General features: G+C 59.1%; 25 protein-coding genes and 2 pseudogenes. 5 read left to right on the top strand and 22 right to left on the bottom strand.

Going from position 1 to position 23,056, the window contains the following annotated elements; genetic code table 11:
- Positions 1-35: 35 nt before the first annotated feature.
- The 7 genes and pseudogenes from Q4Q11_RS06430 to Q4Q11_RS06400 all read right to left on the bottom strand — a co-directional run bounded on the left by Q4Q11_RS06430 (position 36) and on the right by Q4Q11_RS06400 (position 5,121).
- Positions 36-197 carry a hypothetical protein gene (locus Q4Q11_RS06430; RefSeq protein WP_498568963.1) on the bottom strand — a complete coding sequence of 54 codons (162 nt, stop codon included), beginning with the start codon at positions 195-197 and terminating at the stop codon, positions 36-38.
- 12 nt (positions 198-209) lie between these two features.
- Positions 210-1,913, bottom strand: a complete 1,704-nt coding sequence (gene kdpA / locus Q4Q11_RS06425) for a potassium-transporting ATPase subunit KdpA (RefSeq protein ID WP_498568962.1) — start codon at positions 1,911-1,913, stop codon at positions 210-212.
- A gap of 27 nt (positions 1,914-1,940) precedes the next feature.
- Complete coding sequence (kdpF, locus tag Q4Q11_RS06420) at positions 1,941-2,030, bottom strand: K(+)-transporting ATPase subunit F (protein ID WP_041678183.1); 90 nt, start codon at positions 2,028-2,030, stop codon at positions 1,941-1,943.
- A 355-nt stretch (positions 2,031-2,385) separates the two neighbouring features.
- Positions 2,386-3,396, bottom strand: a complete 1,011-nt coding sequence (locus Q4Q11_RS06415) for a zinc-dependent alcohol dehydrogenase family protein (RefSeq protein ID WP_498568961.1) — start codon at positions 3,394-3,396, stop codon at positions 2,386-2,388.
- A 58-nt stretch (positions 3,397-3,454) separates the two neighbouring features.
- A pseudogene (locus Q4Q11_RS06410) lies at positions 3,455-3,580 on the bottom strand (carbohydrate kinase family protein); the annotation flags it as partial.
- A gap of 132 nt (positions 3,581-3,712) precedes the next feature.
- Positions 3,713-4,708: a Tim44 domain-containing protein gene (locus Q4Q11_RS06405; protein WP_498568960.1), complete on the bottom strand. Its 996-nt coding sequence runs from the start codon at positions 4,706-4,708 to the stop codon at positions 3,713-3,715.
- 191 nt (positions 4,709-4,899) lie between these two features.
- A complete protein-coding gene (locus Q4Q11_RS06400; RefSeq protein ID WP_498568959.1) occupies positions 4,900-5,121 on the bottom strand; it encodes a hypothetical protein in 222 nt (73 codons plus the stop codon).
- Between the two features lie 357 nt (positions 5,122-5,478).
- Between Q4Q11_RS06400 and Q4Q11_RS06395 the strand changes: the two genes are divergently transcribed.
- Entirely contained in the window at positions 5,479-5,757 is a 279-nt protein-coding gene (locus tag Q4Q11_RS06395) for an HU family DNA-binding protein (protein ID WP_112512735.1), read from the top strand.
- 145 nt (positions 5,758-5,902) lie between these two features.
- Here Q4Q11_RS06395 and Q4Q11_RS06390 read toward each other — a convergent pair.
- From Q4Q11_RS06390 to Q4Q11_RS06370, 5 genes and pseudogenes are all read right to left on the bottom strand, one after another.
- Positions 5,903-6,007 (bottom strand): annotated as a pseudogene (locus Q4Q11_RS06390) (class 1b ribonucleoside-diphosphate reductase subunit beta); the annotation flags it as partial.
- Positions 6,008-6,080: 73 nt separating this feature from the next.
- Positions 6,081-7,178, bottom strand: coding sequence for an FUSC family protein (locus tag Q4Q11_RS06385; RefSeq protein WP_162701522.1), 1,098 nt, complete (start codon positions 7,176-7,178; stop codon positions 6,081-6,083).
- Positions 7,179-7,414: 236 nt separating this feature from the next.
- On the bottom strand, positions 7,415-7,957 hold the full coding sequence (locus Q4Q11_RS06380; RefSeq protein ID WP_112512737.1) for a DUF1269 domain-containing protein: 543 nt from the start codon (positions 7,955-7,957) through the stop codon (positions 7,415-7,417).
- Between the two features lie 51 nt (positions 7,958-8,008).
- Entirely contained in the window at positions 8,009-8,299 is a 291-nt protein-coding gene (locus Q4Q11_RS06375; protein WP_112512738.1) for a hypothetical protein, read from the bottom strand.
- A gap of 284 nt (positions 8,300-8,583) precedes the next feature.
- Positions 8,584-8,808 carry a hypothetical protein gene (locus Q4Q11_RS06370; protein ID WP_092708705.1) on the bottom strand — a complete coding sequence of 75 codons (225 nt, stop codon included), beginning with the start codon at positions 8,806-8,808 and terminating at the stop codon, positions 8,584-8,586.
- Positions 8,809-9,606: 798 nt separating this feature from the next.
- On the opposite strand from Q4Q11_RS06370, the gene Q4Q11_RS06365 reads away from it, so the two are divergent.
- The gene (locus tag Q4Q11_RS06365) at positions 9,607-10,362 is read left to right on the top strand and encodes a putative nucleotide-diphospho-sugar transferase (RefSeq protein ID WP_498568989.1); all 756 of its coding nucleotides are present in this window, start codon (positions 9,607-9,609) and stop codon (positions 10,360-10,362) included.
- Positions 10,363-10,432: 70 nt separating this feature from the next.
- Here Q4Q11_RS06365 and Q4Q11_RS06360 read toward each other — a convergent pair whose 3' ends face one another.
- Positions 10,433-11,362, bottom strand: a complete 930-nt coding sequence (locus tag Q4Q11_RS06360) for a phytanoyl-CoA dioxygenase family protein (RefSeq protein ID WP_498568958.1) — start codon at positions 11,360-11,362, stop codon at positions 10,433-10,435.
- A 94-nt stretch (positions 11,363-11,456) separates the two neighbouring features.
- Here Q4Q11_RS06360 and Q4Q11_RS06355 point away from each other — a divergent pair, with 94 nt between their 5' ends.
- Positions 11,457-12,284 (top strand): helix-turn-helix domain-containing protein, encoded by an 828-nt coding sequence (locus Q4Q11_RS06355; protein ID WP_498568957.1) that lies wholly within the window; start codon positions 11,457-11,459, stop codon positions 12,282-12,284.
- A 218-nt stretch (positions 12,285-12,502) separates the two neighbouring features.
- Here Q4Q11_RS06355 and Q4Q11_RS06350 read toward each other — a convergent pair whose 3' ends face one another.
- Genes Q4Q11_RS06350 through Q4Q11_RS06340 form a run of 3 tightly spaced genes read right to left on the bottom strand, consistent with a single transcriptional unit; the run spans position 12,503 to position 14,140 of the window.
- On the bottom strand, positions 12,503-13,210 hold the full coding sequence (locus Q4Q11_RS06350; RefSeq protein WP_498568956.1) for a GIN domain-containing protein: 708 nt from the start codon (positions 13,208-13,210) through the stop codon (positions 12,503-12,505).
- A gap of 34 nt (positions 13,211-13,244) precedes the next feature.
- Positions 13,245-13,817: a DUF1700 domain-containing protein gene (locus Q4Q11_RS06345; RefSeq protein WP_498568955.1), complete on the bottom strand. Its 573-nt coding sequence runs from the start codon at positions 13,815-13,817 to the stop codon at positions 13,245-13,247.
- A complete protein-coding gene (locus Q4Q11_RS06340; RefSeq protein WP_047630064.1) occupies positions 13,814-14,140 on the bottom strand; it encodes a PadR family transcriptional regulator in 327 nt (108 codons plus the stop codon). Before Q4Q11_RS06340 ends, Q4Q11_RS06345 begins: the two co-directional genes overlap by 4 nt.
- Before the next feature lie 451 nt (positions 14,141-14,591).
- On the opposite strand from Q4Q11_RS06340, the gene Q4Q11_RS06335 reads away from it, so the two are divergent.
- The gene (locus Q4Q11_RS06335) at positions 14,592-15,059 is read left to right on the top strand and encodes a Ros/MucR family transcriptional regulator (RefSeq protein ID WP_112512742.1); all 468 of its coding nucleotides are present in this window, start codon (positions 14,592-14,594) and stop codon (positions 15,057-15,059) included.
- A gap of 107 nt (positions 15,060-15,166) precedes the next feature.
- Here Q4Q11_RS06335 and Q4Q11_RS06330 read toward each other — a convergent pair whose 3' ends face one another.
- From Q4Q11_RS06330 to Q4Q11_RS06320, 3 genes are all read right to left on the bottom strand, one after another.
- On the bottom strand, positions 15,167-16,438 hold the full coding sequence (locus tag Q4Q11_RS06330; RefSeq protein ID WP_498568954.1) for a CynX/NimT family MFS transporter: 1,272 nt from the start codon (positions 16,436-16,438) through the stop codon (positions 15,167-15,169).
- Positions 16,435-17,112 carry a FadR/GntR family transcriptional regulator gene (locus tag Q4Q11_RS06325; RefSeq protein ID WP_112512744.1) on the bottom strand — a complete coding sequence of 226 codons (678 nt, stop codon included), beginning with the start codon at positions 17,110-17,112 and terminating at the stop codon, positions 16,435-16,437. The genes Q4Q11_RS06330 and Q4Q11_RS06325 overlap by 4 nt, the downstream gene beginning before the upstream one ends.
- Positions 17,113-17,203: 91 nt before the next feature.
- On the bottom strand, positions 17,204-18,406 hold the full coding sequence (locus Q4Q11_RS06320) for an MFS transporter (protein WP_498568988.1): 1,203 nt from the start codon (positions 18,404-18,406) through the stop codon (positions 17,204-17,206).
- Positions 18,407-18,678: 272 nt separating this feature from the next.
- Between Q4Q11_RS06320 and Q4Q11_RS06315 the strand changes: the two genes are divergently transcribed.
- Positions 18,679-19,944, top strand: coding sequence for a glycoside hydrolase family 5 protein (locus tag Q4Q11_RS06315; protein ID WP_498568953.1), 1,266 nt, complete (start codon positions 18,679-18,681; stop codon positions 19,942-19,944).
- 51 nt (positions 19,945-19,995) lie between these two features.
- On the opposite strand, the gene Q4Q11_RS06310 is transcribed toward Q4Q11_RS06315, so the two are convergent.
- From Q4Q11_RS06310 to Q4Q11_RS06300, 3 genes are all read right to left on the bottom strand, one after another.
- The gene (locus Q4Q11_RS06310; protein WP_498568952.1) at positions 19,996-21,057 is read right to left on the bottom strand and encodes a glycosyltransferase family 2 protein; all 1,062 of its coding nucleotides are present in this window, start codon (positions 21,055-21,057) and stop codon (positions 19,996-19,998) included.
- A 282-nt stretch (positions 21,058-21,339) separates the two neighbouring features.
- Positions 21,340-21,939, bottom strand: a complete 600-nt coding sequence (locus Q4Q11_RS06305; protein WP_498568951.1) for a hypothetical protein — start codon at positions 21,937-21,939, stop codon at positions 21,340-21,342.
- 747 nt (positions 21,940-22,686) lie between these two features.
- Positions 22,687-23,056, bottom strand: a 370-nt coding sequence (locus Q4Q11_RS06300; protein WP_498568950.1) for an aminotransferase class III-fold pyridoxal phosphate-dependent enzyme, incomplete at its 5' end; no start/stop codon positions are given.

Here is a 23,056-nt window from a genome sequence, read left to right as displayed (position 1 = left end):
GTGAAGAGGAAAACGTCAGATCGGAACGCTGCCGATCAGCCGATTAAGAATCCGAAGACGACAAGGCCAAGGAACAAGGCAACCATCGCCAGCAAAATGGCATCGGACGCGCAGGTTATTCCGGCCGGGCCACGCCCCCTGTCGAAGGAGCGTGGATCGATGACTTTTCTAAGCTTGCTGACAGGCGCTTGGCTCATGGCCTTCATTCCTTAAAAGGTCTGGCCTGCGATCATCGACAGATGTTCGACGATCGGACCGAGCGCCAACGCCGGGAAGAAGGTCAGGCCACCGACGATCAGGATCGTGCCGACGAGCAGGCCGACGAAGAGCGGGCCGTCCGTCGGAAAGGTGCCGGCCGAGGCTGGAACCGTCTTCTTGCCGATCAGTGAGCCAGCAATGGCAAGCGCCGGTACGATGACCAGGAAACGGCCGATCAGCATGACGACGCCGAGCGTGGTGTTGTACCAGGGGGTATTGGCGGAGAGGCCGGCAAAGGCAGAGCCGTTATTCGCTGCTGCGGAGCTGTAGGCATAGAGGATTTCGGAGAAGCCATGCGGGCCGGAATTGCCGATAGCGGCGACTGCTGATGGCAACACTGCGGATATCGCGGTAAAGATCAGCATCCCGAAGGGGAGGCATAGCACGGCAAGCATCGCCATCTTCACTTCCTTGGCCTCGATCTTCTTCCCGAGATATTCCGGCGTGCGCCCAACCATCAGGCCGGCAACGAAGATCGCAATGATGACGAACATCAGGATGCCGTAGAAGCCGGCGCCGACGCCACCAACGATGACTTCGCCGAGCTGCAGGTTGATGAGCGGGATCATGCCTCCAAGCGCGGTGAAACTGCCCAACATGCCATTGACTGCACCGCAGGATGCCGCGGTCGTAATGACGGCGAACAGCGAGGATGCCGCAAGCCCGAAGCGGACCTCCTTGCCTTCCATGTTGCCGCCCTGGACACCGAGAGCGTGGATCAGCGGGTTGCCCGCGGCCTCGGCCCAGTAGGTGACGATGACCCCGGCGACGAAGAGCGTACCCATGGCGGCCAGGATCGCCCAGCCCTGACGCTGGCTGCCGACCATGCGGCCGAAGACGTTGGTCAGTGCCGCGCCGATGGCGAAGATCGCCAGCATCTGCAAAAGGTTGGAGACTGCACTCGGATTTTCGAAGGGATGTGCCGAGTTGGCATTGAAGAAGCCACCGCCGTTCGTGCCGAGCATCTTGATGGCAAGCTGCGAAGCGACGGGACCGACGGCGATCGTCTGCTGCGCGCCCTCGAGCGTGGTGGCATTGACGTAGGGGCCGAGCGTCTGCGGCACACCGAGATAGACGAAAGCGATCGTCAGGACGACACAGATCGGCAGCAGGACATAGAGCGTCGCGCGGGTAAGATCGACCCAGAAATTGCCGATCGCCTTGCCCGAGGCGCGCGCGAAGGCACGGATCAACGCGATCGCGATCGCGATACCTGTTGCGGCCGAAACAAAGTTCTGCACAGTCAGGCCGGCCATCTGCACGAGATAGGACATCGTGCTTTCGCCGCCATAGTTCTGCCAGTTGGTATTGGTGACGAAGCTGGTCGACGTGTTGAAGGACAAGTACGGGTCGAGCGACGTCATGCCGGCCGGATTATACGGCAGGCTGCCCTGCAGCCGCTGCAGCGCGTAAAGAACGATGAAACCGGCTAGACTGAAAAGCAGCATGGAGACTGAATAGGTCGTCCAATGCTGCTCCTCGCGGTCGTTCGTGCCGGCCAAACGATAAAGCCCCCGCTCCACGGGACGGAGGACAAAGGAGAGGAAGGTACGCTCGCCGGTAAAGACGCGTGTCATGTAACCGCCGAGCGGTTTGACGAGCAGGAGAAGGATCCCGATGTAAATGAGGATCTGAAGCCATCCGTTGAAGGTCATGGAGATAACTTTCCCTATGAAGCGCTGTCAGAAGCGCTCGGGGCGAATGAGAGCGTAGACCAGGTAGACGGTGAGAAAGATCGTCACGCCGCCACCGAGAATGTAATCGAGAAGCATTGCCGTCTCTCCGACTAGAGGCTGTCGCAGGCCTTGGTATAGGCGACGCAAAGGAGGAAGAATAAGACGCCGATCCCGACAAGAAACATGTCCACCATCGATCGCGATTCCTTGATTGTTATTGTTGACTGCAGAAACGACGGAGAGCGCCCTTGCTCGGAGCGCTTCTCTTCTTCCTGCCGAGAAGGAAGATCACCTGAGGTGTATCTTCCACGCGCAATATGCGACTGAACCGCGTTAAGGTTCGAGACGGCAGAAAAGCGGAAGATATAAAAATCTTATAAATGCCGATGCGGGTGAGGACGGTCTGCGAACATACCTGTCTGTCAACCCGATGCCGGCCCGGAGGCGAAACTCACGGCCGGACGATGACCTTGATCTCGCCGGCCAATGGCGCGCTGCCAACCACGCCTGCAACCTGCTCGAGGCCGATCGTCTTCGTGACAAGCGAGTCCAGTTCGAGAACCCCGCCTGCCACCATGGCCGCCGCCCGGGAATGGGTGAACGGATTGAGATAGGCCGGCCTGATCTCGACTTCGTTGACAAGGAGATCGAACGGCAGGAGGGGAACTTGCAAACCCGCCGGCGTTACCCCGAACAACACGAAGGCGCCGCCACGCCGCACCATATGCACGCCGGTCTGGAGCGTTTCGGGAACGCCCGCGCATTCTATGACGACATCCGCGCCGCCAGCGGTCGAATCCCGGATGGCGGTAACGGCATCGGTGGAGGTAGGATCAAGCGCCTGCGTCGCGCCGAGCCGCAACGCCGCCTCACGCCGCGACAATTGTCTTGTGATGAGAATAACTTGGCCTGCGCCTGCCAGACGCGCCAACTGCACCATAAGCAAGCCAATGACGCCGCCGCCCAATATGGCAACGCTATCGCCCGGACGGATCTTCGCCTTGTCGATGGCATGGATGCAACAGGCAAGCGGCTCGCAAAAAGCACCGTGGACGGGATCGAGATCAGAAGGCAGCAGAAACGCCTGACCGCTGGGAACCGCAACATAGTCGGCAAAGCCGCCGTCCCGCGTCACCCCGATCGCCTTTAGATTGGCACACAGGTTCGGCCGCCCTCGCCGGCAGGCGGGACAGGTGCCGCAGGCAATATTCGGGTCCACCGTAACAAGCTCTCCGCCGACGAATGATGAAACGCCCTCGCCCACCTCTTCCACGAGGCCGCAGAATTCATGACCGAGCGTCACCGGGATAGCCGTTGGATACTCGCCCTTGTACATATGCCGGTCGGATCCGCAGATGCCTGCAGCAAGTACCCGGACGATGATCTCTCCGGCCCCGGCGCTCGGCTTCTCGACCATGTGCATCGCCATGGATCCGATCGATTCCAAACGGACTGCCCTCATTCGCCCTCGCCTCCTCCAAGCATAACGTTCGATTTGTCGGTGCCATTCCTTGCACCTGACGCGTCTTGACGATCTCTCCGTCGATATCCGCGCCGATACAGCCGGCCGCAGCAAGCTTTCCAGCAAAACCGAGCGACGCCAGTTCGGTGACGACATCGGCAGCCCCGCCGGCAACGGCCATCTCGAGGCCGAATATAGCATCGTTTCCATATTTGCTCTGCCGTTCTGGCGGTGAAGAGCAGGGAGCTATCAATTTTTGATTATGGCCAATCGCACCCGAAGCATCGCGAGAGCGCTTCCATGAGAAAGCGCTAGCCTAATGAGTTCCCGTTCCCTGGATAGCGGAAAGCTGCCAGTCCGAACCCGGCTTGCGCACGAAGGTCCAGAGTTCGGTCGCCTCCGAAGGGTTGCGATCGTCGCCATCGACAAGTTTTCCGGTCGTACGATCGAGCATCGCATCGATGCTCGAATAGCGCATGGCAAGCGTTGCGTATTCGCTGTCGCTCTCGCGCCAGGCTTCAGCAATATCGCCCTGCAGCAGGCGAACGTCGGAAACGCTGTTGCGCACGCCATGGGTGGCGTTCTCGCCCAGCTCCTCGGCAAGATAGGACATGGCTTCCGGTGTGGTCAGACGACGCAGCGTTGCATAGTCCTCCTTCCCGTAAGCTGACTGAACTTCGGTAAGCAGGCGCTCGAAGCGGTCAAGATCGGCCTGCTGCAGCCCGATCTCGTCATTGGCCTGCCGTGCCTTCTGCGCGGCAGCCTCGCCGCCGATGGGCGGAATGGAAAAAGACGGGCGCGGCGACGCGGCACCATTGTTCATGGCGTTCATATTGTACGACCGATCTGATCCGGGTGCGGCATATTGCGTGCGCTGACGGTTTGCGAAGAAGCGCATGGCAAAGCTGATCAGCAGCACGATCAGGCCGATCTGCAACAGCATGCCGAGGAAGCCGAAGCCGCCGCCAAAACCATGGCCAAGCAACATGCCGAGAAGACCGCCGGCGATCAGACCGCCAATCATCGATCCGCCGAAACCACCGAAGAGGCCCGGACGCTGCGGCGCGCCGAGCGGCGGCTGGGTCGCGGTTTGCTGCTGCGGACGCGGCGTCATCGACCGATCGATCGGGGCGGCCTGCGTCGGAGCCGTCCTCGTTACGGCTGGCGCATCGAAAGTGCGCGTCCCACGGCTTCCGAACCCGCTGGATCCAGCCCGACGCGCATCGGCAGCGTCGAAGGTCGCTAAAGATGAAGCGGCGGCAAGGACGACGATGGTTGCGATCTTGGCAAAACGCGGTACGGCGCGGAACATTGGCTCTCCTGTCATTGGGCAGAAATCACTTACCGCCCTATATGGGAATGCCGGTCCGCGATTGTAAGGCTACGATCTTGAGTTGATATTCCTATAAATTTCAATTCCAAGCAGGCGATTGCCGGATCGAGTGGGAATTCCCCGTTCAACATCGCAGCTGCCTCTTCGTACCCGATCGACCGAAGGCGCTCCTAGCGTTCATCGACCTTTTCGATCAGGCCGTCATAAACCTCGATCAATGCGTTGGTGATTGCTTGCCCAAGCGCATTGCCGGCCGCGCGGACATCGTCGTCCCCACCGTCGCGCGCTGCCCTCGCCAGCTCGAAGCCCTGCTCGCTGATGATCTGCTTTGCAACCTCGATGGCCCAGAGGCCGAAATCACCGCGATTGTCTATGCTGATTGCATCGTACATTGCTTGCTCCCGTCAATCGTCGTGATCCGGCCTCTATACGCCCAAGCGGCGAAAGGCCAGGCTTCTTTTGCGTCATCGCATCGCCTGTCCATCCGCCAGACAAAGCTTGACGAAGAGGCTTTCGCGGTCCTTGAGGCTGGATCCGGCGAGAGTCGGCGAAAGGTGCGGCCCGCTTCCCAATGACAGGCACGCCCAGTCGCAAGCCACGGAATCGCCGGCAGAAAACACGCATATGGCGGCGAAACGTCGGAAATTGTGGAAATACAGGCCTTCTCGACCTTTCCAGGCAGGACTCATGGTGACAATGAGCATCTTCGGTGGAAAGGATTCCGCTGTCACCAATACGGGGGAAGCCTCATGACCACAACGAATGAAATCGCAGACAAGATCGCCGCCGAATACAAGCTGACTAAGGCTCAGGGCAAGACGATCGTCGAAGCCGTCTTTGCCGCAATCACCGGAGCAGCGGTCTCCGGCGCCGAGACCTCTATTCCGGGCTTCGGCAAGTTCAAAGTCAAGGATACGCCGGAGCGCGAAGCACGCAACCCGGGAACGGGCGCAACCATCAAGGTCGCCGCATCGAAGAAGCTTGCCTTCACGCCGGCCAAGGCGCTGAAGGACGCTCTCAACAAGTAATCGCCACCGCGGGCCGTCGACTGCCCGATAGGTTCCATAGCCGGCTCTATCCGCTAGGGCCGGCCATTCAATGCTTTCATGCCGAAAGCGAACGCAATTGCGCGATCGCGAGGCTAGCGGCTCTTGAGGTAGGTCTTCAGCGCCTCGAAAGCGCCGAAAGGATGGCTGGGTTGACCTTGCAGGCCTCTGCGGGAAAGAGCACTTCGTAGCCGAGGTTCATCAGCGCCTTGTTGGCATTGTAGTGCGGGAACTAAAGGCCGGACGGGTGCGACGAGACACTAGAAAGTTGCATTCACGGAGCCGTCAGACGGATCGTTCAGCCGTCAATGGACATTGCTTTCGCGGATGCGATCGGCAAGATCGAGAAAGTTCTGCCGCATCCGGCGCAAGGTGAAGTCAAGGCCGAACAGGCGTCCGGTTTCGGCAAAGCCCATCGATTGCGCCTCCGCGGAAGTCTGAAGAGCGCTGAATGCCGCTTCGAAAGCCTTGTCTCCCGCAAAGAGCATCTCGGAATCGATCTCTGCGCCGGTGCGAAGCGCCAGGCCGCATGCTTCGGCAAAACGGGCTTGCGCCTTGAGCGCTCCCGCCGCCTGCAGCCCGATCGCTTCGACGATTGTGGCCGGAAATGGCGTCTCGACGATATGACTGACATAGGTCATGTCGTTGCGAATGCGCCAGAGCGAGCGCGGTATAGCCTCGGAGATACCCTGTCTCGTCAGCCAGAAGGCGCGCTCGCGATGGGCGTCGGTCAGGAGCGCTTCCGTCGCCATCAGCGACTGACGCAGCGCAATATTGGCCTCGGTGGCCGAGACGGGTTCGCCCTTTTCGACTGCGTTTGCCAGAGTGCGCAATATCTGCGCCATCACGTTGAGCGCAGATCCGAAGCGGTCGAGCACCATGGTGCGCGAGCGGGTCGGCAGGATGAAGAGGCTGGCGAGCACGCCGATGACACCGCCCAGCGTGATCTCGGCGATACGGTCGATCACGAAGATCTCGACGGGAACCGCCGTGGAATGGGTCAGCATGACGATCGCGGCCGTCAGCCCGGCATTGCGCAGCCGAGGCACGCGAGCCGCCGCGAAACTGGAGAGGCCGACGACACAGATCAAGGCGATGCCGATGGCCAGCGGCTCCTGCGGGGTGATGAATATCGCGATGCCGCCGAGTACGGCGCCCGCGACCGTCGCAACCAATCGGTCGACAGCAGCCCCAGCGGTAGCGCCGACGGATGCCTGCATGACGATCAGCACGGTAAAGACCGCCCAATAGCCTTGCTGAAGGTGCAAAAGCTGGGAAACGGCATAGGTGATGGTGCACGCGATCATGACTCGCAGCGCCTGCACCGCCGCGCGCTTGGTCTGGATCAGGGATGCTGTGGATTTTGGCGGGGGTTGGCTCTGGCGAGATACGGGCTCGGTCATCACGCAATTTTTCGTCCGGAAAGTATGCTGACAACTGCCGTTCGGGCGCCGATCGGGTCTTGCCTCCGGCCGCAATGCCGCCGACTGCGGGATGAGCGCGGCGCTTACAATGGCAGCATTCCGCACAATATGGAAGGCGGGCGCGAAACGGCAATCGGTTGATTGCGCCATCTTATGCCGTGCCTCCTATTCGGAAGCACGGCCCGTCGCCGATAGCGGCGGATCGAACGTTACGTTCAAACCGTGGCGGAAGCTGCGGATGTCGGCGCGGTCTCCTCAACGAGAGTCCGCCGCAGACGCTCTTCCTGATCGGGTGAAAGCGAAGTTCGCAGCAGCCTCGCATGCTCACCCTTGAATTCGGCAAGCACCTTCTCCGGCTGGACCTTGCGGATCAGCAGGAAGAGCGCGGAACTATGCGCAGGAATGGTTTCGGCAAGCTTCTCGATGAGACCGTCATCGATGCCGTAATCCGCCATCGATCCGGCCAAAGCGCCCGAACCCGCACCGATCGCACCGCCGACCACCATGCCGGCAAGCGGATTGAGGAACAGCAGGCCGACGAGCGAGCCCCACAATGCACCCGAAAGTCCGCCGCTTGCGGCACCGGCAGCCGTCAGATTGACGCTCTGCTTGAGACGGACCTTGCCGGACTCGTCACGAACGGCGATGACGGCATCTTCGAGGTCGATCAGATATTCCTTCTCGAGCTGGACGAGACGATTAAGGACAGCGTCCGCTTTGTCGGCATTATCGAAACCAAGCACAATAAGTTCTGACATCGGAATCCTCCGGATCGTGTTGCAGGGACGAGAGGTAGAGCGTCGGGCCGATCAGTGAACAGCCGTGCTGATCAACCGGTAAGGATGAGTAGCATTGAACTGCGAGATCATTGCGACAGCCTGCTGCAGCAATTTCTCCGCCTGCTCGGGATCGTCACGGACAAGTTCGTCGGCGTTGATGCGGATCGCTTCCGCCATATTGGCGGAAAGTGCGGCAAACTGCTGATTGCCTTCGACAAAGGCTTCGCGCGCGGTCCCTTCCAGCGTCCTTGCAATATCGATGAGGATTTCCTCGCGTTCTTCCACGCTGAGATCTTCTGCAATTTTGGTTCTGTCTTCCATTTTGATCACTCACTCCTGATAGACGTGATTGCAACCGAGCTCATAAAGCCTCGGCTACTACTGACGTAAGAAGACGGAAATTCAGGTTCAAGATCTTGCGGGTCCAGCTCCCAAGCGACTTTAAAAACGACCGCGGCTGCGGACCGGAAAGGCGGCCTCGATCTTTGCGGAGCTGCCCGGCAAACCCAGACGATCGCGACGGGCAGGCTCGTCCCCCGCACCGGAGCGCGTCTCAAGACGAAGATGCCGGCGTCAAACAATCCGCATCGCAGCCGACCTGTCCACTATTCTTCCCACTCCTCATCGTCGGCCGAGAGCAGATCTACCAGCGTGGCAACAGTCCCGGCAGGCAGGTGGCGGCCTTCGCCGATCAGCGCCTCATCGCTATTTACCCAGGCCCAGGCCTCGGATAGTTCCGTCGGCGTTGCACCTGTCGCAACGATCTCGGCAATCAATGTTTCGTCTACAGGGCCGAGTACGGAGGTGACGTCTTGCGAGGTCAATGTCATGTCCTGCTCCTCTTGCTGCTGGTCAGACCATAAACACCCTCTAATATAGAAAATTGACGACGAACTTCCACCGGCGGCGGTGCGGCGGATATGCCGCGATGATCAATTAAACCATTGAAACAAATAATATAAATTCGGATTCTGACTAGAAGGAAAATCTACCGATATCGCGTAAAAGGCGTCGAAGCTGCATGGTCCACCGCATGGCGCGCAGCTCCGGAGAATTTGGTTCACGGCGATCGGAATAGTAGCCTTGCCTTTGCACTGCGGCGACGGCTTTTCACAGCAATGGTAAAGAGGCAGCACACTGAGGATAGGCGTTCAGACCGTTCGCCATAATGCGGCCGCAAAAACGGGGAAATCAAAACCCGAACAGCACGGAAACTGGGATCAGCAGGAAACATCGGCTCAAGATCGCGATAGTCGCGAGCCGCTTGGACTGATCAGAATGTCGGGCCGGCCGCGCCGCCTTTCAGCGTGAAGTAAGCAAAGGTTGCTAGGAAAAATATAATGATGGCCAAGATCGCCAAGAGACGCTTGAGCCAAGGAGGGGTTTGCCTCGGCGGCTTGGGCTTGGGACGACGTTCAAACTTGATGACATTATCAGACATGACAATCGATTAGCGAAGATCAAACGGTTTGCCAATCCGGTATCGTCGTCGGGGAGTGACGTTTCCGCAATTGGCCAGACCAAGTATTCAATCCATCCGAATTCTCAATCTCGCCCGCGACGGATTGGGGCCGCGGTGGCAAATATCCGATTGGGACACGAACTCCGAAGGTGTATTCTTGAATATTATGAATAAAGTTCGCCCCTGGACTGCACAGCGGCGCGCATTGATTGTTCCCTTTCCGGCAGAAGAGGATCTGGCAGAGCGCAGATCCAAGGCCACGACCAACGACGGACCGATCGTCGCATTCTTCACTCAAGGCAGTTTTTATGAGCAGGAGAAGGACCGCATGGTCCACTCGGCCGAACGCATCGGATTGAGTGTTCAGGCGACGGCTCTGCCCAGCGCCGGCAGCTGGGTGCTGAATGCCGGGCTCAAACCCGGCTTCCTGCAAAAAGAAAGAGCCAGGCTGCGTGGACCGATGCTTTACGTTGATGTCGACGCGGTCTTCCATCGCAATCCCTGGCCGGAACTTCGCAGGCTCGATTGCGACATCGCCGCCTACTATGAGGCGAATGGCCGTCTCATCAGCGCAACGCTTCTCATCAACGATACGCCAGGCGCAGCCCAGCTCATCGAACGCTGGCGGGAAGGATGCATTGCCAACCCGGATATGTGGGATCAGCTCGTTCTCGAACATATCGTTGCCGAAGACGCGGAAAGTGCCGATCCGCAGTTCCGCGTGCTCAAATTGCCGGTATCCTTCTGCTGGATCTTCGATCGCATGGAGAACGAGCCTGTCCGCGAAGTCTTCATCGAGCAGCTCCAGGCGAGCCGCGAGGCGACCAAACGCAAGCGCTGGTTCGGCCGCATCGGCAAGCGCCTGAGACGCCGCCGCGATCGCATCGACGAAATCGAACGCATCCTGAGCGGCCGCGGCTGAGGTCTGCTGCGTCCTCCGGTTTAGGTGACCTTCGACTTTGACAGGAGTCGGCGGCTCGCCGGCGGCATGATCACAGCATGTCGCCCAGCGCCCAGTGGTTGTTCCACCTGATATCGATCTCGTCCTCGACATTCTGATACCGGATGTCGGTGGACAGGCGCATGCGGTGCTGCCTGTCCTGGTTGGTGGTCGAGGCGTGAATCATGAACGGCGAATGCAGCATGACGTCGCCTGCCTCGTAGTCGGCGATCAGCCATCGCGTGTCGAATCGCTCCGCCATGTCGGGCAGATCCTTGGAAACCCAGCCGCCTGCCGCCATGTTGCGATTGTAGGCGCTCACACGCTCCTCAGGACTTAGATCCTTGTTCCGTTGGCTGAATTCGCGCTCCATTCTTGCGCCGATGGCATGCGATCCTTCCAAATAGGTAAGCCCTCCCATCTCCACGGGGATATCGCCGATCGGTATCCATGCCGTCACGATGCGGCTGGTGCCGCCGCGAAGATAGACAAGATCGTAATGCGCCGGCGTTGCCGTGGTCGTTCCCGGCCGCACATGGCGCATGATCTTGCGCTTGTGCAGATAGGAAATGCCCGACAGGAATTCGTCCATGAAGCTGGACATGCGGGGTTGCGCACAGAAGCCCTCATAGGCAACGGACCGCACGAGGGACATCAGGCAACGATCCACGTCCCTGCCTTCCGGCGCCGCGGAAGACGCGATCCCGTCCCTGGGATCCGTTCCCTTCGCAATCAGCCCTGTGCGCGCCATATGGCCGAAGACCCAGCCACGAAAGTCGATGACGTCGTTGCGCGGCAGGAAGCCCTTGAGCCACACATAGCCGTTCTCCGCGTAAAGGCGGCGGATCGCCCCGGCGCCGATGCCAGGATCGGTCGGGATCAGGAAGCCGAGCCGATTGGGCGCGGTGGAAAGGACCTTTCCGTTGGCGACAAGGTTGAGCTTGCTGCAATCGGATTGCACAGCCTGCATGGGAACCACCATTTCACTCACCTGAAGTTTGGGTTGATTGCCCGTTGAATCTAGCAGCCAGCGATGTTTCACTACATGGACGAAAATCATACTGGACTTTTCGCTCATGACGAGACCGGCGGACGCCATCTACCGATCACCACTTGCGGCCGCCGGCGGACTGGCCGTCACCGGCAGCGGCAGGCAGCATGCCATGCATGCCGTCAAAGCACGGAAGCTGCCGAGCCATGCGGTGGTTCTCGTCGAAAATGGCCAAGGCTTTCTCGAAACGGACGCCAGTGGCCGCAAAAGCGTGAAGGGTCCGGCGCTTTTCTGGCTCTTTTCGAACCGCCAGCACTCGTACGGTCCGGATGCCGAAGGCTGGAGCGAGAGGTGGGCGCTTTTCGAGGGCTCGCTCGTGCGAGACTTTCTGCGTCTGCGTCTCATCAGCGAGCAGGATCCGGTCATCAATCTGCGCAGCCTCGATGGCACCCAGCGCCTTTTCGCCAGCATTCACGCCGATCTTATCGAGGATACGAACCTTGCAAGGGCCTCGGCCGCCGCCTCGCTTCACCGGATCGTTATCCTGGCGGCGCAGCAGGCGAGCCAGGCCATGCCCTCGCGACAGGCGGGACCGAATGTAACGGAAATCGTCGAAGCGCTCCGCCACAGAGCGACGCAACCCCTCGATATAGTGGCTTTTGCCGCCGAATACGGAATGTCACCTGCGACACTCCGGCGAAAAGTCGCGATGGAAGTCGGCCTGCCACCAAAAGGCTTCCAGCTTCGTGTGCGGATAGACCACGCCAAGGAGCTTCTGACGACAACAGAAGACAAGATCGAAATCATCGCGTCGAAGATCGGCTTCGAAGATGCCTTCTATTTTTCACGCCTGTTCCACGAGCGTGAAAACTGCACGCCGCGCGAATTCCGCGCGCGGTTCAAAAGGGCCTGAAGACAGGTATTTCGGGCGGGATTTCGATACCTCGTGAACGTTTCGTGGCCGTGCCGAAGCCCGACCGCCAAAGAAAGGCGGTCCCCAATAAGCGGTGGCTTGGACTGTGGCATCGGCGTGACGGCTTCGCGCTATTCGACGCCCTTGTCTCTCTCCTTTTTTGTTTCCACCGCGATGGCAAGGGCCGCGATATCCCAGCGCGCCTTATCGCGACGGATTTACGGCACCTGAACGAGGCGGCCGCTGCCTCTGATCTCGGAACGGCGCAGGACCGGGTGACCATATAACTCGATATTGCCGCTGCCGCTGATCGAGATGTCCGCATCCTGGGCAGGGGCCACTTGCGCGTCGCCGCTGCCGCGAATTCTGATCTTTACGGATTGAGCGGCCAGATCCTTGAGGCGGGCTGCGCCTGAACCGGAAACATCCAGATCGACCGTCCGCGCGCTACCTGTAGCGGTGACGCTGCCGCTTCCCGATATGTTCAAGCGCAGCTCCGCCTGGTCAAGCTCGGACAAGGCAAGATCGCCGCTGCCGTGCACTTTCCAATCGGTGACGAGCGGCCCCGACAGGCTGACCTCGAATTTGGAGCTGGACCAGCCGGGATTGCAATCCAGGCGCAGTCTGCCGCCTTCCAGCCGCACATGATCAAGAAGAGCAGGATCGCCGCTGATGACGGCTTCGGCTTTTCCTCCCGGCTGATATTGAACGAAAGCCGGTATATCGATCGCCAGACTGCCGTTGGAGCTGAAAGGCAGGGTGATCTGCTGCCTACCGGATGCCGCAGAGCCGCAACCGGATCGCATGCCATCCCACCAATGCCCTGCACTGGCCCAATCCGGTCCGGAAAGTCCGATGCCGAGCGCAAGAAAGACGAATGCACAAATCAGTCCGGTCGTCGCGACAGTCGCCAATTTCCCGTTCATCGTCCATTTCCTCCAACGATGTGAAGTCCGGCGCTCAAGCGCGACCTTCGTCTAGCTGCGCCAAGCGGAAATGCAGACGGGCATATCGCCCGAGCATGCGGATGCCCAAACTCAACCCCATCAATAGCAAGGCGCCGCCGCCCACAAAGCAGCTCACCAATCCCGCGCCGATCAGCAGGCGGGCCAGCATGCCGACGGACGGCAGGCCGATATGGAACAGCACGGTCGTAAAGACGATCTTGAGACCGACGACACCGATCGCCACCAATGCGATCGCCAGCCCGAGCGTGACGAACATCGCCGCGAACAACAGAGGCAGCAAAAAGAAGACGTCGACGATGGCAAGGCCGGCCAGCGCCACCATGGCGGCCATGAGATTCGACACGCTCCAATGCGCCTCGAAGCGGCGCAGCCCGACATCCGCACGCAGCTCCCTCGCGATCCTGGCAGGGTCGCCTAATGCCGCAGAAACCTCCTCCTCGCTTCGGCCTGAAGCCTCGGACTCGGCAAAATGTGCAGCGTAATCGGCAACGATATCATCGACCTCGTGCGGAGGCAGGCCCGCCAGCCCCAATCTCAGCATGCGCAAAAAGGCGTCCCTGGTCACGGCAAATCCTCAAGTAGCTTGTCGACAGCGCCTGCAAGCGAGCGCCAGTCGCGGCGATGGGCTTCGAAAATCGACCGGCCCAGTGGCGTGAGCCGGTAATATTTGCGCGGCGGCCCGTTACTCGACTCGACGATACGAGTCGCGACCAGACCGTCATTCTGCATCCTGCGCATCAGCGGATAGATCGTTCCCTCCCCCATTCCGACCGCAGCAACCAGCGTGCTCGCAATTTCGTAACCGTAGCTTTCGCCGCGCGACAGCACGGCAAGGACGCATAGATCGAGCACGCCCTTGCGCAATTGAACTTGGATCGAGTCAGTCATGAACGCCTCTGCTTTATAGAATGAATATAACAAGCTATCTGCTTATGCAAGATACCGTCAGTTTCGAAATCAGCAACGGAAAGCTCCCAATTTGAAAGGGACGCCCGGTCCGCGACGTCAAACAAATGAACGTTCACGTCCAAGAATGAGGTTTTGTGCCCGATACGATGCTGGACGGAAGCAAAATAGGTGGAATTACCCACAGAATTGATCGGAGTTCAGCACACGCCCGCTGTAGATGAATATTCGCTTTCGACTCGGCATTCTGAGGTTGAGAAACGCTTTCTGATGTAGCAGCGAAATGAAAATCAATCGATTTTTCACTTCGACCACAACATAATCACTATTAAATATGGCTATGTGACATAGAATAACTGAAGTCGCTGCGATTTTCATTGAAAGTGAAAATAACATTAGCTACATAAATAAGAAACACTACATGAGGGCGGAGATGAAAAAGGAAAATACTACCAGCCACAAAAAGTTTATTGAGCTTACGAGCAAGATCGTCTCCGCCTACGTCCTGCGCAACGTGACCGCACCGGAAGATTTGCCCAGGCTCATTATGGAAACGCATTCGGCATTGACGGGCTCCCTGGAGTCTGCGTCATCGGCATCGGAAAAATTGCCGAAGCCGGCGGTACCGATCAGGAAATCCGTGACGGACGAATATCTGATCTGCCTCGAAGACGGTGGGAAATATAAGTCGCTGAAGCGGCACCTGAACACCAAATACGGCCTTTCGCCTGAGGACTATCGGAAGAAGTGGGGTTTGCCCGCAGACTATCCGATGGTTTCGGCGACCTATGCCGCCACCAGATCGACGCTGGCAAAGAAGGCGCTCCTCGGCCACACGAAAAATGCGACGGACATCACGCCTGCCGATGAGCCGCCGCGGCGGCAGCGAAAGGCCAGCTGATCCGAGCCTCGATCACCGCCAGACCTGGATCGCCGACCCACCACGAGATGGAATAGACGGCACGTCATGCGCCGCCTCCGACCGGTATTCGGCCGGAGGTGCAGCGGTCAGGGAGTTTCGATCGTTCTGGCGCTAACGGCGATGGCACGGCCGGCAAACCAGCCATTGATCGCGGCGCCAAGACCGAGCAGCACGAACAACACGGCGCACCAAGCAAAGCTGCCCGTCCAGCCATGAATCATGCCGACGACAAGCGGGCCGATGGCTGCGAGCAGGTAGCCGACGAATTGTGCCATCCCGGAAAGATGCGCAGCCACATGCGCGTCGGGCGAACGCAATACGATGACGGTCAGCGCCACTGCGATCAATCCGCCCTGCCCGATGCCCTGCAGCACGGCCCAGAACCAAACCGTCCAGAGCGGCGCAAAAAGCAGGCCCAGCAAGGCGACGACGGCAACCAGGCACAAGATGACATTGATGGCGCGCTGATCCTTGCCCTTGACCGCAATATGAGGCGCCACTAGGCAGGCAACAGCCTGCACCATAACCGAGGCCGATACGATGACACCTGCCGTCACACCGTCAAGGCCACGCTCGCGCAGAATGGGTACGAGCCAGCCGAAGACGCAATAGGCAAGCGCCGATTGCAGCCCCATGAAAAGCGTTACCTGCCAGGCAATGCGATCCCTCCAAAGGCCGGCGACGCGAAAGCCGCTACGGCGCGCCTGACTATGCATGCCGATCACCTGCGGCAGCCAAAGACATCCTACGACCATGGCAGGCAGAGACCAGGCAGCAAGCGCACCGCCGAGCGAGTCACCCAGGGCATGCTCGATCGGAAGCGTGGATCCGGCCGCGCTTGCCGCTCCGGCACATAGCGCCATCGTGTAGCAACCTGTCATCAGCGCTGCTTTCTCAGGGAAATCGCGCTTGACCACTCCCGGCAGCAGCACATTGCCGATGGCGATCGTGGCACCCGCCAATGCTGTCCCCAGGAACAGCAGGGGAATGGAGGAAAAGCCTCGCAGCGCCGTGCCCAGTCCAAGCAGGAAAATCACGCCAAGCAGGACACGCTCCGTTCCCACGCGCTGCGCAAGCCTTGGCGCGAGCGGCGAAAAAAGCCCCATACAGACGACGGGCAAGGTCGTAAGCATGCTGGTGCCGAAGGCAGAAAGGCCAAGTCCGGTCCGAATTTCCGGCAGAAGTGCCGATGCGCTCGAGAAGACCGGCCTCAAATTGAAAGCGATGAGCACAAGGCTCACCCCCAGAAGAAACCTGCCGATCGGTGATTTTCCACCATGCGGCAGCGGTGCCGGAACTTCATCGGCTTCGGCATCGATCAATTCGACGGAGGCGGGATCCTGCAGGGGTATGGTCATGACATGAGCAACCGGTCAAGAGTAGCGACGATGGGGGCCATGAAACGGCGTACAGCAATATCCGCGGCTTCGGGATTGCCGGCTTCGATGGCATCAACGATGGCGATATGCGCCTGCATATCCGGTTCGGGAATATCCTCGCCGAGCGTCGCTTCGATCGTCTCGGCGATCGAGAGCGAAAAGAATTCGTAGATTTCGATCATCGCCCTGTTCCGCGAAGCCGCGACGACGGCCTTGTGGAAGGCGAGATCACGCTCGATGAACGCGGCCTTGTCGCCGCCGGCATAGTTGCCGCGGGCAACCAGCAAGATACGCAATTGCGAAACGACTTCCGGGGAATGGCGAAGAGCGGCAAGCCGGGCGGCCTCGACCTCCAAAGCAAGGCGGGCTTCGAACTGGTCCCTCAATCCGGCGCGGCGCGCCATATCCAAAGGGAGACTGATATCCGTATTCGAGCGGACATAAGTGCCGGACCCCTGCCGTGTCTCGAGATAGCCTTGGGACGCCAGTACCCTTACCGCCTCGCGGATCGTGCCGCGGCTGACGGACAGCATGGATGAAAGAGAGGCCTCATTGGGCAGCTTTTCGCCGACGAGCCAGCGTCTGCCTATAATTTCGCTGCGAATTGCCTCGACGGCCGTATCCGCGAGCGTGGTTTTTGTCAGAGCGCGCATGGTTGAATTTCGTCAAGTCATCAGATGATTTTATCAATTAGGCAATCAAAGATCGTCCGTCAATCATATTTTCAGCAAGACGAATGATCGCCTAGCTATGCCGCCTCGCCCTTTCGAAGGAGAGCAGCAAAAAGAGCCCCACCAGACCGGCCGCAGCCCCGATCAACGCCGTTCCCGAATAATTGCTGATTGCCGTGCCGAGCGCGAAGAGAAGAGCGCTCAAGCCGGCACTCAGGAAGATATTGACCGAGATCAGCGCGCTGCCCAACCCCGGGCGCTCGGCAATCAGATCCTGCAGATAGGTGATGGGAATACTGATGAGCGCCGCCGCACCGATCCCGCTGATGAGGGTCAGCGCATAGACATGCCAGGGCGCGGACGCCAATCCGAGCAGGACCAGGTAGACGAGATAGATCACCGTGCCGATCGCCAGTGCCATGACATGGCTCATGATCCGTTGCGCGCGCCCCCAGGCGATGATGAAAACGATTTCGAGAAGGGCGACGATCCCGACGAGGATGCCGATGTCTGCCACGGTTCCGTGCGCCGCACCGGTGACGATGAGCGGCAGGATGGCACCGTTGACATGCAGCATGCTGCTGATCAGCGCGACGGCGGTCAGGCGCAGGAAGACGGGTGGCGAAATGACCTCGCCCAAGGCTGCCAGATAAGAAAGATGACGCGCTGCCGTCTTGTCGGTGCCATCCTGACGGGGGAGGAAAACGGCGATCAACCCGAAGCAGACGACGCAGGCAAAACCGGCGAACAGATAGGCGGGCAGCATGCTTGCCGAATTTGCAAGCAGCGCGCCGGTGATGCCGGGCACCAGCACCCAGGAAAGGGAGATCATCGCGCGCACGCCGGAATTGACCGTGGCGACGTCGTTGCGTTCCATCCCCTTCGTAGCAATGCGGACATTGGCAAAGAGAAGCGAATTGAGCGAGCCGTAGACCGGCAGGAAAAGCAGGGCACTGAGGACGAAAGTCGCCTGTGCCGGCAGAGCATATACTGCGCCATAACCCAGCACGCCGAAAATGGCGACTGTCAGCATCATCGCCCGATATTGGCCGAGCCGGTCCGCCAGATTTCCAAGGAGTATGCTGACGACGACATTCACCGCTGCCGCGCAGAAGATCAGCGTCGAATAGAGCCCGTTGCTGAGACCGAGTTCGCGGATACCGACGACCGACTGATAGGGCGATGTCGCAGCGCCGGCGAAACCGAAGGCGAAGATGGCGAGCATGCTTACCCGGATGGTCGGGTCGCGAAAGACGTCGGGAAGGAGACGGGTCATCGTGTCGAGGGTCTGGCAAATCACCCGAAGTCCGGGCGAAGAGCTTGTAGCAGGTTTGGCGCCGGCCGGAACCTGCCGAAGTGAAATAATGCCTGTCTTGGCCGGCAACATGCCCGCAGTCGTACGCATCATCCAGAGAATCCCGATCCGCCGCGCCGGCATGACACTGAAAGGCCGAGGGATCGGCCGATCCGGATATTGTCATGAGATTTTGGCCCTTCGCCCGATACCTTGCCCACATGGCGCCCAAGTTTCACGGCAGTTGAATCTTCATGAGGCATTTTCTGCTCTTGCTCGCCAGCCTGTCCGTCGCCTGCCTGGGGCCATTTGCGCCGCCGGCGCATGCAGAGGGCTTCGTCCGCACCGATCACAGGCAAATCGTCGATGGCAAGGGCGATCCGCTCATCCTGCGCGGTCTCGGCATCGGAGGATGGATGGTGCAGGAAGGCTATATGATGGGCCTTGCCAATCTCAAGGCCCAGCACATCATTCGCCACCGCATTTCCGAAATCATCGGCGAGAAAAGGACCGAGCAGTTCTATCGGTCCTGGCGCGATAACGGTGTAACAAAAGCCGATATCGACGCGATGGCCGGATGGGGTTTCAACAGCGTGCGCCTGCCGATGCACTGGAACCTGTTCATCAAGGATCGGCGCGGCAAGGGCGCTTCCGGGAACATGGTCTGGAACGAGGAAGGCTTCCGGCGGGTCGATGCCCTGATCGGCTGGCTGAAAGCCAACCACATGTATCTGATCCTCGATCTGCATGCGGCACCCGGTGGCCAGGGTCACGATATCGCCATTTCTGACCGCAATCCGAACAGGCCACCGCTCTGGCATAGCAGCGATAACCAGGAAATGACGATTGCGCTCTGGAGCGAGATCGCGCGCCGCTACAAGGACGAGACGACGATTGCCGGTTACGATCTGCTCAACGAGCCGAATTGGGGTTTTCAGGACGAGAACGACAAGGGCGGATGCCGCGAAACCGAGAACCGGCCGCTGCGCGACATCTATCAGCGCACCATCCGTGCCATCCGCGCGATCGATGCCAACCACATGCTGATCATCGAAGGCAATTGCTGGGGCAACAACTATGCCGGCGTGCTGCCGATCGACGATCGCAATACTGCGCTCAGCTTTCACAAATACTGGACGCCGACGACGCAGGAATCGATCGAACCCTTTCTGAAGCTGCGCGAACAATATGACATGCCGCTATGGAACGGCGAATCCGGCGAGAACAACAATGACTGGTATGCGCGTTCCGTAGACCTGCAGGAGAAGAACGGTATCGGCTGGTCGTGGTGGCCGCTGAAGAAGATGGGTGCCGGCAACCCGCTGGAGATCAAGGCGAACTCGGATTACCGCCGCCTGACCGCCTATCTTCGCGGCGAGGGCAAGAGGCCTTCCGCCAAAAGCGCCTTTGCCGGGCTGATGCAGCTTGCGACAGACAGCCGCTATGACAGAAATATCCACCATCAAGATGTGGTCGACGCTTTGATGGGGCCATCGCGTAAGTCAGGCACGGCCGAATAGGATCACTGTCGATCCATTGGTGCGAGACACTCCATGTCTCCCCGAGTTCACCTATCCCATCGCATGCCTGATAGTCTTCGAAAGACGCAAAAGGAACCGAGGCCTGGATGAGGCGACGAGCTTCCAGGATAGAATGGTCTTTGCTATCTTCCGGGGCAGGATGCCGATGGAGAGAAACCATCCGGCCAGCATCAGGCGGCGTTTTCGGGACGCATTCATCTTGAGGCTGGCGACAGCGCCCGCAGCGGCGAGCGAGAGCCTGGAATCTTCCGCAACAGGATGCCGATCCCTGTCGATGCAAAGCGAGGCTAGACGCTCTTCCAGATGGACGGGGTCGCGCAGACCGGGATCGTCAGGTACATCCAGTCCGATCTCCGTTGCCTGATTGGACAAGGCTTCCAGCCGGCGAAAATCATGTTCGACGCGCCAGCGCGCCCGCTGGCCGAGCTTTTCGGCGAACACGGAATGGTTGGCGCCATGAATGCGGTAGGCACCGAGGCAATCTTCGATCGATGTCACTTCGCCGTGGAGAGGTGCAACCGTCGCAAGATATCCGTCGGCTCCCTGGCGAAACTCCGGTTCGGGAACCGGCATGATCCTGTCCAGCACCGAGCGCTTGAACGCCAGACCACTTGTGACCGTCGTCTGATAGCGGCCTTTTCGCAGCAACTCGGGAGTGACATCACCGGAATCGAAAGGCAATTCAACAGGTGGAAATACATCCTTTACATGCATCTGTTCGTCAACAATATGCAGCCTGAACTGTACCTGCGCAGTCTTTTCTTCCCATGCTTCGACAACCTCCGAAACCGCATTCGGATAGAGATAGTCATCCGCATCGAGAAACAGCACGATCTCGCCGCGACTGGATGCAAAACCGGTATTGAAGGCCGCGGCATGTCCGCCGTTCACCTCTCGCAGGCATGTCTTGATGCGAGAGCCATAAGAGGCAACGACATCGGCAGTCGCATCCGTCGATGCATCGTCGACAACGATGACTTCGGCATCATAATCCTGTTCCAGCGCACTATCGATGCTGCGCCTTAAAAAATGAGCGTAGTTATAGTTCGCAATAACGATGGAAACGGGAACATGGTCTTGGATGGAATACATCGCATTGAACCTCGCAGATCTGCTTTGGTCGCGGCGAACCTTCTCATTCAGGTCCTTAAGGATGAAGCCAATCAGGATATGCAGTGACGCATAGGTAGTGCCTCACAGACATATCAGGCAGCGGCTGCTGGATCATGCCGATCCATCTTGCTCTGCCAAGCCTCGTCAGTTTTGTGGCTTTTGAATGACCGCCACTCATGATTTGAACATCGATCGCCTTCTTATTCGATAAACGATCAACAGCTGTGAAAATAAAGCCCGCTCGAAGCGGGCTTTATCGTCTTATTCGGCAGCGCCTGCGGCTTTCGGCTTGCGCGTGCGCCGCGCCTTTGTCACTTCTGCAGCGGCTGGCGCCGCAGCGGCGGCGGGGGCCGCCTTCGCCCGAGTGGCCTTCGGTGCAGACTTGCTTGCAGCAGCTTTAGCGGCAGCCGGCTTGGCGGCAGCAGTTTTTGCCGCTGCAGGCTTTGCTTTTGCCTTGCCCTTCGAGGTGGCTGTAACTCCCCCTGTCTTTGCGGCATTCAGAAGCGCAACGCGACGACGACGATTCTGCTCGAGTGCCTGCTGGAAGCCGGTATCGTGTTCTGCATGATGGGCGAGATCGTCGAGAAACTCCGCTACGTCCTGGACGGCTTCAACGACAACATAGCTCAACCCATGGCCGGCATTGATGGAGTCGCGGCCAACAGTCACGCCAAAGCCGCCGGGGACGCGCTGAAACCAGGTGGAGCGCCACTTCTTGAAGCCGGCAGTATCGCGCTCGTACTCCTCCAGATATGCCTTCTGCTCTGCTACTCTTGCACGAAAGGTATCGACAACGTTCCGCGCACCAGCCTTCGGCTTATCGGCTTTCTTCGAAGACCATTTATCAAGAAAGTTTGCCATTGCTCTCTTCTTTTCAGGTTAGCGTTTCTTTCCAAGCCGTCATTGCCTAAGAAGCGACGACGGAACTCCTCCATAGGAATGCGCGCATAAATGTAAAGGATAGATGTATAATGGCAACATCATCCGCTGTTATTGTCGCTAATTAGCCTTCACAGCCGCACGATTGCTGCTTCTCAAAGCTGAGCTAACGAAAAATGAGTGATTTTGCAGATCGGAAGAAGCGGCCGCATTGCTTCAGGAACGACAAGGATTTGCTGTTTCGGATGAAGACCTGACATTTCGGCAGACCGGTACCTGTGCTGGATACTCACCTGATATGGCCGCTGCTACCGTATGCTCAATGGGAGATTGATCGGCCATACGAGTCCTTGCCGTTACATTGTTGTCCGGCAAACTGCCGTCTGTTTGTCGCAACGGGAGCGGCAGCGGAGATATGTAACCCCCGCTGCCGGTCTGTATTCGTCCCGATATGGCATATGCTCCAGTAGGCTTCGGCTCCCTTATGCTGCTTCAGCAACGCGCCGTACGGATCAAGCATGAATGTCGTTGCCGCACTTTGATCGAAACTCTCATGACCTTGTGCCCATCCTCCGGCGACAGGATCCTGGCATTGACGATGTCGCCGACATCGTGCATCTCGGCGCCTGGCGCGCTTGTGCGGCAGCATCAATCGAGACATTGATCCGCCACCGATGCGGAGGAGCGAAACTGGCCGATGCCATCCGCACCGGCTAGGCTCGAAGACTATCAGGCGGCTCGCTTCAGCGCATCGCCAAGCATGGAGACGATCGTCTCGATCTCAGCACGCTCGATAATGAGCGGCGGAGAGAGCGCGATAATATCGCCGGTGACGCGGATCAGCAGCCCCTTCTGGAAGCAATCGACAAAGACGTCGTAGGCGCGCGTGCCGGGAGCACCATCGCGCGGCGCAAGCTCGATCGCGCCGACGAGGCCGAGATTGCGGATATCGACCACATGCGGCGGGCCCTTCAGCGAATGCAGCGCACTCTGCCAGTCCTCGGCAAGCTCGCTTGCGCGTGTCAGCAAGCCTTCTTCCTCGTAGATTTCCATGGTCGCAAGGCCGGCGGCACAGGCGACCGGATGGCCGGAATAGGTA

It is taken from the genome of Rhizobium sp. UFLA01-1127 (assembly GCF_059803845.1).
The sequence above is the reverse complement of the archived record's forward strand: the minus strand, read 5'-3'. Positions and strand labels throughout refer to the sequence as shown.

What these genes read in the sequence shown, in the direction of transcription:
- Q4Q11_RS06350 (WP_498568956.1), bottom strand. Translation starts at nt 13,210, where the DNA reads ATGAACGGGAAATTGGCGACTGTCGCGACGACCGGACTGATTTGTGCA.
- Q4Q11_RS06405 (WP_498568960.1), bottom strand. Translation starts at nt 4,708, where the DNA reads ATGTTCCGCGCCGTACCGCGTTTTGCCAAGATCGCAACCATCGTCGTC.
- Q4Q11_RS06340 (WP_047630064.1), bottom strand. Translation starts at nt 14,140, where the DNA reads ATGACTGACTCGATCCAAGTTCAATTGCGCAAGGGCGTGCTCGATCTA.
- Q4Q11_RS06360 (WP_498568958.1), bottom strand. Translation starts at nt 11,362, where the DNA reads ATGGTGGTTCCCATGCAGGCTGTGCAATCCGATTGCAGCAAGCTCAAC.
- Q4Q11_RS06415 (WP_498568961.1), bottom strand. Translation starts at nt 3,396, where the DNA reads ATGAGGGCAGTCCGTTTGGAATCGATCGGATCCATGGCGATGCACATG.
- Q4Q11_RS06355 (WP_498568957.1), top strand. Translation starts at nt 11,457, where the DNA reads ATGACGAGACCGGCGGACGCCATCTACCGATCACCACTTGCGGCCGCC.
- Q4Q11_RS06335 (WP_112512742.1), top strand. Translation starts at nt 14,592, where the DNA reads ATGAAAAAGGAAAATACTACCAGCCACAAAAAGTTTATTGAGCTTACG.
- Q4Q11_RS06305 (WP_498568951.1), bottom strand. Translation starts at nt 21,939, where the DNA reads ATGGCAAACTTTCTTGATAAATGGTCTTCGAAGAAAGCCGATAAGCCG.
- Q4Q11_RS06400 (WP_498568959.1), bottom strand. Translation starts at nt 5,121, where the DNA reads ATGTACGATGCAATCAGCATAGACAATCGCGGTGATTTCGGCCTCTGG.
- Q4Q11_RS06380 (WP_112512737.1), bottom strand. Translation starts at nt 7,957, where the DNA reads ATGTCAGAACTTATTGTGCTTGGTTTCGATAATGCCGACAAAGCGGAC.
- Q4Q11_RS06315 (WP_498568953.1), top strand. Translation starts at nt 18,679, where the DNA reads ATGAGGCATTTTCTGCTCTTGCTCGCCAGCCTGTCCGTCGCCTGCCTG.
- Q4Q11_RS06310 (WP_498568952.1), bottom strand. Translation starts at nt 21,057, where the DNA reads ATGTATTCCATCCAAGACCATGTTCCCGTTTCCATCGTTATTGCGAAC.
- Q4Q11_RS06375 (WP_112512738.1), bottom strand. Translation starts at nt 8,299, where the DNA reads ATGGAAGACAGAACCAAAATTGCAGAAGATCTCAGCGTGGAAGAACGC.
- Q4Q11_RS06325 (WP_112512744.1), bottom strand. Translation starts at nt 17,112, where the DNA reads ATGCGCGCTCTGACAAAAACCACGCTCGCGGATACGGCCGTCGAGGCA.
- Q4Q11_RS06320 (WP_498568988.1), bottom strand. Translation starts at nt 18,406, where the DNA reads ATGACCCGTCTCCTTCCCGACGTCTTTCGCGACCCGACCATCCGGGTA.
- kdpA (WP_498568962.1), bottom strand. Translation starts at nt 1,913, where the DNA reads ATGACCTTCAACGGATGGCTTCAGATCCTCATTTACATCGGGATCCTT.
- Q4Q11_RS06330 (WP_498568954.1), bottom strand. Translation starts at nt 16,438, where the DNA reads ATGACCATACCCCTGCAGGATCCCGCCTCCGTCGAATTGATCGATGCC.
- Q4Q11_RS06395 (WP_112512735.1), top strand. Translation starts at nt 5,479, where the DNA reads ATGACCACAACGAATGAAATCGCAGACAAGATCGCCGCCGAATACAAG.
- Q4Q11_RS06385 (WP_162701522.1), bottom strand. Translation starts at nt 7,178, where the DNA reads ATGACCGAGCCCGTATCTCGCCAGAGCCAACCCCCGCCAAAATCCACA.
- kdpF (WP_041678183.1), bottom strand. Translation starts at nt 2,030, where the DNA reads ATGCTTCTCGATTACATTCTCGGTGGCGGCGTGACGATCTTTCTCACC.
- Q4Q11_RS06430 (WP_498568963.1), bottom strand. Translation starts at nt 197, where the DNA reads ATGAGCCAAGCGCCTGTCAGCAAGCTTAGAAAAGTCATCGATCCACGC.
- Q4Q11_RS06370 (WP_092708705.1), bottom strand. Translation starts at nt 8,808, where the DNA reads ATGACATTGACCTCGCAAGACGTCACCTCCGTACTCGGCCCTGTAGAC.
- Q4Q11_RS06365 (WP_498568989.1), top strand. Translation starts at nt 9,607, where the DNA reads ATGAATAAAGTTCGCCCCTGGACTGCACAGCGGCGCGCATTGATTGTT.